This window comes from Calditrichota bacterium (genome assembly GCA_013152715.1).
In the GTDB taxonomy this organism is placed as follows: domain Bacteria; phylum Zhuqueibacterota; class Zhuqueibacteria; order Thermofontimicrobiales; family Thermofontimicrobiaceae; genus 4484-87.
This window is the reverse complement of record JAADFU010000129.1, coordinates 1-6673: the sequence shown is the minus strand read 5'-3', so window position 1 is coordinate 6673 and position 6673 is coordinate 1. Positions and strand designations below refer to the sequence as shown.

General features: G+C 40.5%; 5 protein-coding genes. All 5 read left to right on the top strand.

Going from position 1 to position 6673, the window contains the following annotated elements; genetic code table 11:
* On the top strand, positions 1 to 1653 hold a 1653-nt coding region (locus tag GXO74_10585; GenBank protein NOZ62117.1), incomplete at its 5' end, for a T9SS type A sorting domain-containing protein.
* A 255-nt stretch (positions 1654 to 1908) separates the two neighbouring features.
* Positions 1909 to 2502 carry a TetR/AcrR family transcriptional regulator gene (locus GXO74_10580; GenBank protein NOZ62116.1) on the top strand — a complete coding sequence of 198 codons (594 nt, stop codon included), beginning with the start codon at positions 1909 to 1911 and terminating at the stop codon, positions 2500 to 2502.
* A gap of 57 nt (positions 2503 to 2559) precedes the next feature.
* Positions 2560 to 4875, top strand: coding sequence for an MMPL family transporter (locus tag GXO74_10575; protein NOZ62115.1), 2316 nt, complete (start codon positions 2560 to 2562; stop codon positions 4873 to 4875).
* A gap of 87 nt (positions 4876 to 4962) precedes the next feature.
* Positions 4963 to 5751, top strand: coding sequence for an outer membrane lipoprotein-sorting protein (locus tag GXO74_10570; protein NOZ62114.1), 789 nt, complete (start codon positions 4963 to 4965; stop codon positions 5749 to 5751).
* Positions 5748 to 6673 (top strand): hypothetical protein (locus tag GXO74_10565; GenBank protein ID NOZ62113.1); only part of this gene is annotated, 926 nt, incomplete at its 3' end. The genes GXO74_10570 and GXO74_10565, both read left to right, overlap by 4 nt.

The window sequence follows — 6673 nt, the reverse complement described above, 5'->3', positions numbered from 1 at the left end:
TGGAAAAACAGCGGGAAATGGACAAATCTGGGAAATAATATCTGGCGCATGGATTACAACTGGAATCCGAGACGGTTGTTGATTGACGGGAAAGAAATTTTGCGGACGAATCTGGTGAGCAATATTGACGGCGCAAAATCGAAATGGTGTTACAGCGACAATGCGCTTTATCTTTATTCCACTGGTAACCCCGCAGAAGTCTTTCAATCAATGCAGGGAAACAAACTTTATTTAAACGTCCGCATCAGAAAGCAAAAATATCTGATATTGGAAAATCTGGATCTGGAAGGCGGATCAGGACATACGATCGCCATTTATGGCTGTAGCTATCTCACAATTAAAAATTGTGCTATCGGACGATATGCCTGCATGGGTATTCGGGTAAATCCTTATCAAGGCCAGTCCTCTCACCACATTATGATTGAGAACAATCTCATCGATTCAGGTTTTCATTTTATTTACGGGCCGCCGGAAAAGAGAGGCGTAGAAGATGGCGTTCTGCTAACTGCCGGAGCGCACGACTGTCTCATTCAGTCGAATCAAGTATTGGATTGGGGGCATTGCGGGATTTATTTGTATGCTTCGTATGAGGGAGACCCGGGCGTTTACAATAATATCGTTTGCAACAATTTTATTTCCGGCAAAAATATTTCCTACATGCACGGGATCGGCACAGACGGCAGAGAAGGTTTGTGTCAAAACAACGAATTTTACGGCAATCTGATAAAAGACACCACCGTCAGAAATCAAATTAACGGCAACAACAATCGCGTGCATCACAATGTCATTGACGGCGTGAAAAATTCCCCGGCTAAAGGCGCAACAGCGCAGGGATTTGACTTGCAAGGATATGGCGACGGCCATGTTTGTCACGATAATTACATTGAAAATAACACAATCATGAACTGCGAAGAAGCGGGGATAAGAATTCGCGCGGATCAGAACGATAAAATAAATAACTATTTCAGGAACAATATCATTTACAACTGCGGCACAAATTCCAGAGAAGCTCTGAACGGTTACGGCATTGTCATCGACAATCACGCTTCTGTCAAAGGAAATATTTTTGAGAATAATTGCATTTATAACCCGACGACGACAAAAGTGATTTTCTACCGGCTGAAAAGTCTCACCGTGTCCCAGTTCAATGCCAATAACGGCGAGCACAACGACCAAATGAACAGCAATATACAAAAAAATCCGCTGTTCGTGAATGAAATTGACAACTGGCGTCTGAGCGGTGAATCGCCTTGTATAGACAACGGGCTTCTGTTGGGCTACACGACGGACTTTTACGGCATGCCTGTTCCTGTGGGAGCGTCTGCGGATATCGGCGCGTGTGAATATCAAAATATTTTATCTGTCCGAACGAGTAAAGAGAGGACAATCAGCAACTTCGCCTTGATTCAGAATTACCCAAATCCATTTAATTCTATCACGCAAATTTCATTTTTTCTGCCCGAAAAAGAACTGGTCTCGCTGGAGATTTTCAACGCGCTGGGCGAAAAAGTTGCCGAACTCGTCGATGAAAAACTTTCATCAGGGAGACATGTCTTCCGATTTGATGCTTCTGGGCTGAGCAGCGGGGTTTATTTCTACCGGTTTTGCGCCGGACATTTCCAGCAGGTGAAGAAGATGATTTTGCTGCGCTGAATGAAACCTTGTTTTAATGAATATTTTTGATTTTGGGAACCTTTATTTGTGTTATAGATGTTGTCCTTTTTCGATGTCCTCTTTAGGAAAAAATAAAAACAAATTGATATTATCAAAAAATTAGCAAATAAAAGAGGCGAAAAATGAGTAAATTTGATGAGCTGAAAAAAAGACTTGACAATTAAATTTTTTTTCAGTATATTGTAAGTGAGTATTTACTCTTTCTACCGAAATTAACTTAAAAAGAGATTAACCATGTTCACAAAAAGACAATTAGAAATTATTGAAGCAGCTATTGAATTGATCGCTGAAGAAGGTATTCAGAAATTAACGATTAAGAATTTATCTGCCAGAGTCCATTTGACCGAAGGGGCGATTTACCGTCACTTCACCAGTAAGATGGAAATTTTGCTGGGAATTTTGAAATTGTTCAAAAAACAAAAGGATGAATTAATTACGAGCATTGCTGATAAAAATCTCAGTTCCCTGGAGCAATTAAAGCAAATTTTTGAACAACATTTCATCCAATTTTCTTCAAAACCGGCATTGGCGGCGATTATCTTTGCCGAAGAAATTTTTCAAAATGAAAAACAACTGGCCGATTCAATCGCCTCCATCATGGAAGCGAATCAAAAAGTGTTGGAAGAAATTATTACACAGGGACAAAAAAACAACGAGATTCGAAATGATATTCCCAAAGAACAATTAGCCCTGATTATTCTGGGTTCGATCAGATTAATTGTAGCCAAATGGCATTTGTTTGGCTATCAGTTTGATTTGAAAAAAGAAGGAATGGATTTATATTTTTCAATCAATAAAATGATTGCAAAACGATCTCTTCAACATTAAAAGAGGAAATATTTACCAATTTTATTTACAATTCAATTTATTTAAAAGGAGAGGCAAATGGTTAACTTAATTGGCAAGCTATTAAAATATCCAAAAATCATTCTCTTAACTATTCTATTGATTTCTATCGGATTTTTTATGGTGATGAAAAGCAACTCACGCATGGAAACTGATCTTGACAAATACATGCCGCAGCAGCATCCGGCATTTGTTTACAGTAACCAGGCCGAGAAATGGTTTGACATCAAAGACGGAATTATTATCGCACTGGAAAACAAAGACGGTGTTTATAATTATTCCACACTGAAAAAGGTCAAAGACCTGACCAAGAAGCTGCAAAAAATGAAACAAATTGAGAAGAACGATGTGACTTCGCTCTATACAGCGGACAATATCGTTGGCACTGAAGACGGCCTGGACGTAAAGGCTTTTTTCAAACGAGTGCCCAAAACCAAAGAAAAATTGCAGGATTTGCGTCAGAAAGTTCGCGATAATGAAATGGTTTTCGGGATGGTTTTCGGAAGACTGGTTTCCACCGACGAGACCGTGACCGTTATTATCGCCCGCATTGGGGATGACGTTTTTTCTCAAGAATTTTATCACGAAATATTGAATCTTGCCAAGGAATATGAAGGTCCGGAAAATGTCTATGTGGCAGGACGCCCGATCGTTGAAGGAACCATGGCATATCTGGGGCCCAAAGACATGAAGAGAATGGTGCCAATTGTCGTTTTGGTTATTATTTTGGTACTTTTTCTTGTGCTTCGAAATGGCAAAAGTACGCTATTCACTTTATTAGTGGTGCTTTTCAGTACAATCTGGGCGTTCGGACTCATGGCGCTTTTGAACATTCCCATTTATGCGGTTTCCACGATGATTCCGGTGATGCTTATCGCCATAGGGGTAGCAGACGGAATACATTTGTATTCCCATCTTTATATGCATTTGCGGGAAAATCCTGAGGCTGATCGCCGGGAGGCAGTCATGGACATGGTTCGCGAAATGTGGCGTCCCGTAGTGATGACTTCGATTACGACGGCAGTGGGATTTATTTCATTGCTGACATCGCAGGTCTATCCCATCAAATATTTCGGTCTGTTCACTGCTTTTGGCGTAATGATGGCGATGGTCTTTTCCTTAATATTAATTCCTGCCGGAATTTTAGCATTCGGTTTGCCTCATCCGAAAAAGAAAATAAAAGATGAGGATGACGATGCTGAGCATGATCATTTTGCTTACAAATTTGCCCATTTGGCGATTAGGCACAAGACACTCATCTACGTTGCCACGGTTATCATTGTTGCTGTTTCCATATTTGGCGTCACAAAAGTGTGGATAAATTCCAGCTTTCTGGAAAAATTTGAAAAAGACAGCGATATCGTCCTCACGGACAAATTTATCAATGAGCACTTTGGCGGAACCAGTACTTTGAATGTGATCCTCGAAGGGAAAACTGACGATACATTCAAGAGCCCTGAAACGATGCGCCTTGTAATGAAAATGCAGAAAGACGTGGAAAATACATTGCCGGTAGTAGGAAATTCATTTTCTCTGGGCGATTATCTGAAACGCATGAACAAAGTAATGCATGCCGATAGTGTGGAATATGATCGTATTCCAGGCTCCAGCGATTTGATTGCGCAATATTTGCTCTTGTACGAAATGTCCGGCGATCCGGATAATTTGTGGCAGGTTGTCACAGAAGATTATAAAAAGGCAAATATTACTTTTCAGCTCAAAAGCGATAACTCCAAAGCATTGAAAAGCGCCATCGACATCATAGAGAAATACCGGGCTGATTTTGAAAAAGACAATGTTGAAATGAATTACGCCGGTTCCGGTTATAAAGCATTGGTTTTTACAGACCTTATTTTACAGGGCCAGATTTCCAGCTTGTTGATTTCATTAATTATTATTGTGGTTCTTCTGGCGCTAATGTTCAAAAAATTCACTATTGGCCTAATTGGTTCGGTTCCCATTATCATTACCGCGCTAATCAGTTTTGGAGTGATGGGTTTGCTGGATATTCCGTTGAGTACAACAACAGCGTTAATTTCCAGTATTGCCATCGGAATCGGAATCGACTATGCGGTACACTTTATTGAAAGGTATAAAATTTACGCAACCCAGACAAAAGATAAGGCTAAAACCATTCAGTTAACCATGCATCATTCCGGCCGCGCGATAATTTTCAACGCCATCGTTGTTATCGCCGGATTTATGGTGCTGATTTTCTCGGTCTTTCCGCCTAACCGAATATTGGGAGCGTTGGTTTCTTTGAACATGTTCACCAGTTTTCTGGGAACAGTTACCGTGATGTTTGTGATTCTATACGGGTCAAATATCTACTTTAAAAATAAAAAGAAAAAATAACTGAATTGATGTGGATTTGTTCAGAAAATTTCTGCGCAAATCCGCATTTGCTACAATCTTTGAAAACAAAAATTATGGAGGTCTAAAATGACACTCAGAAAAATGAAAACAATCGTAATGGCTTTTATCGTTGCCATTCCAGTGCTCGTCTTTTCGCAGAGCAAAATAACAGGTCTGGAAGTAATGGAAAAAGTTTACAATCGCCCGACAGGCAAAGACATGGTCGGAAATTTAACCATGACTTTAATCAATTCAAGAGGCAACAAGCGCGTGCGAGAAATTAAACAATATATCAAAGATTTTGGTGATGTTGAAAAAAAGATCATGTTTTTCATCAAACCGGCTGACGTTCGCAACACTTCTTTCATGAACTGGAGTTACGACGATCCAAATAAAGACGATGACCAGTGGATCTATTTGCCGGCGCTGAAAAAAGTTAAACGCATTTCCAGCGACAGTAAGAGCGATTATTTCATGGGCTCGGATTTCACTTACGATGATCTGGGCGACAGGAAACCCAACGAAGACACGCATAAAATTCTTCGCGAAGAAACGCTGAACGGCGAGCAATGTTATGTGATCGAAAGCATTCCCAAAGATGAAGATTACATGTATTCTCGCACTGTAACCTGGGTTGTAAAAGACAAATGGATCGGATTGAAAAAAGAGTTCTACGACGAAGATGGTGATTTTCTCAAAGAACTTCATATAAAAAGATACGAGAAAATCAAAGGGTACTGGATCATTCTCGACACAGAGATGCACAACGTACAAAAAGAACATACCACAAAAATGGAAATGAGCAATGTCGTAATTGATGGCGGAATTAAAAACAGTATGTTTACGGAAAGAATGATGAAGAGAGGCATAAAATGAAAGCTCGAATATTTAAATTAACACTGGCAGCAGCGGTTTTGATTTTCATAGCCGGGCTTCAAGCCCAGTCAATTGGTCTGACTGGCTATGTGAGAAATTACACTGGCGTGCTGCTCAATGGAGATAATGAATATTCCATCATTCAAAATACTTTAAATCTGAATGTGGAACAAAGTAAAGACAAAGTTGCCTTTAAAGCCAATCCATACATTTACCAGTATCCGAACCAGGAAATGGAAATTGGTTTGCGCGAGGCATATCTGGATATCTATTTCAACTCCGTAGATGTGAGGATCGGAAAACAACAGATTATCTGGGGAAAAGCCGATGGCGTTTTTATCACGGACATCGTTTCCCCGAAAGATTTGAGCGAATTTCTGTTGCGCGATTTTGATGAAATCAGAATGGGAGTTACCGGAGTAAAAGCGGACTATTATCTTGGCGACAATACTTTTGAGATTGTCTGGCTTCCTGCCTTTACGCCGACAATTATGCCGCCGGAAGGCTCGATCTGGAGACCGAAGTTTCCCTTTCCGGTGACGCCAACATTCGATTATTCCAGAGAGGAAGTAACGCCTTCGCTGAAGAATGGTGAGCTTTTTGCAAAATTTTCAGCGCTCACTTCAAAAATAGATTTCGAAATAATGGCAGGTTATGCCTGGGACGATGATCCGACTATGCACGTAGTCAAATCCAGTGATCCGGCGACGCATCAATTGACCGGTTTGACTGTCTATCCGCAACACCATCGATTAAATATTGGTGGCGGTAGTTTTAGCACAACCATTGGTCCTTTGGTGCTTCGCGGTGAAGGCGCCTATTACAACGGGAAATATTTCAATTCGTCAGATCCGACATTACCGGAAAGTGTCGTGGAAAAAGATTATCTCCATTACCTGATCGGTCTGGATTACACTTTGTG

Bases quoted from the DNA above. Each gene is read 5' to 3' on its own strand.
- GXO74_10580 (NOZ62116.1), top strand. From the start codon at position 1,909: ATGTTCACAAAAAGACAATTAGAAATTATTGAAGCAGCTATTGAATTG.
- GXO74_10575 (NOZ62115.1), top strand. From the start codon at position 2,560: ATGGTTAACTTAATTGGCAAGCTATTAAAATATCCAAAAATCATTCTC.
- GXO74_10570 (NOZ62114.1), top strand. From the start codon at position 4,963: ATGACACTCAGAAAAATGAAAACAATCGTAATGGCTTTTATCGTTGCC.